This is a genomic window from Pseudarthrobacter humi (assembly GCF_024294965.1).
Classification (GTDB): Bacteria; Actinomycetota; Actinomycetes; order Actinomycetales; family Micrococcaceae; genus Arthrobacter; species Arthrobacter humi.
In genome coordinates, this window is the sequence record NZ_JANCLV010000036.1 from 1 (window position 1) to 2566 (window position 2566).

2 protein-coding genes are annotated in these 2566 nt (G+C 64.3%); both read right to left on the minus strand.

All coding sequences use genetic code 11. The features are described 5' to 3' along the window. Nucleotides 1–111: 111 nt before the first annotated feature. The gene (locus tag NFC73_RS20610) at nucleotides 112–861 is read right to left on the minus strand and encodes an ATP-binding protein (RefSeq protein ID WP_254753330.1); all 750 of its coding nucleotides are present in this window, start codon (nucleotides 859–861) and stop codon (nucleotides 112–114) included. After that, a complete protein-coding gene (gene istA, locus NFC73_RS20615) occupies nucleotides 858–2408 on the minus strand; it encodes an IS21 family transposase (RefSeq protein WP_254753332.1) in 1551 nt (516 codons plus the stop codon). Before istA ends, NFC73_RS20610 begins: the two co-directional genes overlap by 4 nt. Between the last annotated feature and the right edge of the window lie 158 nt (nucleotides 2409–2566).

Here is a 2566-nt window from a genome sequence, read left to right on the forward strand (position 1 = left end):
TGAGTATTTGATGCCTTGAGAGCCACCCAATCTTGCGCTTCAGAGCCACCGATCGTGCGGAAGAGAGCCAGTGGTGGTGTGCTTGGGAGCCACTGGCCCTCGACCTCATCGTTAGGCGCTGGCCAGGGCGGTCTGCTCCCTCATGTTGTAGGTGCCGGTGTCGACCCAGGTGGTGTTGTGGATGATGCGGTCCATGATGGCGTCGGCGTGGACGCCGGCGCCGAGGCGGTGATGCCAGTCCTTCTGCTGATACTGGGTGCAGAATACCGTCGACGTCTCGCCGTAACGGCGCTCCATCAACTCCAGCAACATCGTCCGCATCGATTCCGTCGGCCGATCAAGTAACCACTCGTCGATGACGAGCAGGGTGAAGGCAGCGTATTTCCGGAGGAACTTGCCGGCGCCGCCGGGGGTGTCTTGAGCTGCGACCCAGGCCTCTTCGAGGTCGGGCATCCGAACATAATGGGCGCGGATCCGATGTTCGCAGGCGCGTTTCGCGATCGCGCAGCCCAGATACGACTTCCCCGACCCGGTGAACCCCTGGAAGACGACGTTCTGCTGCCGAGTGACGAACAAGCAGGTCCCGAGTTGGGTCAGGAGCTGCCGGTTGAGGCCGCGCTCGTCGAGCAGGTCGATGCGCCGCAGGTCCGCGTTGGGGTAACGAAGCCCCGCCCGTCGGATCAGCCCGTCCACTTTCGAGTGCATGAAGGTGGAGTAGGCGTCGTCGACGACCAGGCGGACCCGTTCCTCGAACGACAAGCTGATGCTGAGGGTGTCGTCTTGGAGGTCGATGGCCTCCACCAGCTCGCCGGCGTTCATCTCGCGGAGCTTGCGTTTGGTCTCCCCATCCAGGACGCTCATCGGGTGCCTCCGGCGTAGTAGGCGCCGCCGCGAACATAACCGCCATCATCCGGCTCGGGCTCGGGGGTGTGTCCGGTTTTGTCCTGTCCGGTGTCGAGGATCGGCCGCAGGTGCGCATAGCGGGGTGAGCGGATCGGGCCCCGCAGCGCCAGCGCGCAGGCCGCTTCGAGGCGTGCCGGGGAGAATCGGCGCGACAGTTTCAGCACCGCCAGCGCCGCGTCGAAGCCGGCCTCATCGATGAACACGGTCTCGAAGATCTTGGCTGTCACTGCCGCCGTCGCAGGTCCGACCCGCGCCGCCCACTCCTCGATCCGGCCCCGGTCCCAGGCCTGGAAGCTGCGTCCCTCGGGCAGGTCCGCCTCGTTCGTCCGATACTGGTTGCTGGCCGTGGCCGGCAGCAGCAAATGGCTGGTCAGGCGCTCGTCACGCCGGTAAACCTCCAGCATCGTCTCCGTCACGCGCAAGTCAACGAGGGCGCCGATATGGCTGAAAGGGACGGAATAGAAGTTCTTCGCCCAAACCACGTGAGCGTTGGCGTTCACCTTGCGTTTATAGACCCACGTGCTGATCTCGAATGGGGCCGCCGGCAGCGCCTGCAACAACGGCTTCTCCTCCGCGGTGAACACACTGAGGCGTGACCCGTCACGTTTCTGGAACGGCTCCCGGTTATAGGCATCGATCTGTTCCCGGATCCGCAGGCGCAGCTGCGCCAGCGACGTAAACTGCTCGTGCCGGAGGCCGGCGATGACCCAGGTCGCGACATGGGAGACTGTGTTCTCGGCACCACTCTTGTCTCGAGGGTGGCGAACTCTGCCCGGGAGGACCGCGGCCGAGTAGTGCGCCGCCATCTCCCGGTAAGCGTCGTTGAGCACGACCTCGCCCTCCTTCGGGTGGGAAATCACCCCGGTCTTCAAATTGTCCGGGACCAGGCGCGGGACGCTGCCACCGAAGAACGCGAACATCGCCGTGTGGGCGCGCAGCCACGACTCCTGCTTCATGTCCAGGCTCGCTTCCACGAAGGCATACCGGCTGAACGGCAGGCACGCGACGAACAAATACACCCTCGACAGCTCACCCGTCGTCGGATCCAACAGCTGCATCGTGGGTCCGGACCAGTCGACCTCGATACTGCGGCCGGCCTTGTGCCCGACCCTTGACGTCGCCCCCGAGACGGCGGCGTGTTCGCCATAGAGGCGGCAGAACCGGTCATAGCTCATCGTTGCCTGCGCCATGGACGCTGCGTCGACATACTCCTGGTGCAACAGCTTCAACGTCACCCCGACCCGGGCCAACTCAGCGTGAACCCGGGGCCAGTCCGGCTGCGCGAAGACGCTCTCATGAACGCCGCGGCCGGGGAACACGGCCGCATACACCTCGGCTTCCGACAGCTCCGCGACGTCATCCCAGACGACGCCGAGCCGGTCCGCTGCATCGAGCACCGCCTGGATGCTATTGCGCGCGATGCCCTGCGCCGAGGCGATCGACCTGCCTGATAAACCCTGATTTCGTAACTGCAAGACAAGTTTCGCCTTGATCTTCCGTACCATTACCGGTACTCCTCCCACCACGTGGCCATCACATGGTGGGAGGAGCTTTTCAGGTGGCTCTCAACCACGCCAATCGTGGCTCTGAACGACACGATCCGTGATCTGGCCAGGTGGCTCTGAAGCGCACGGCACGTGGCTCCCTTGGAAGCCAGTATTCA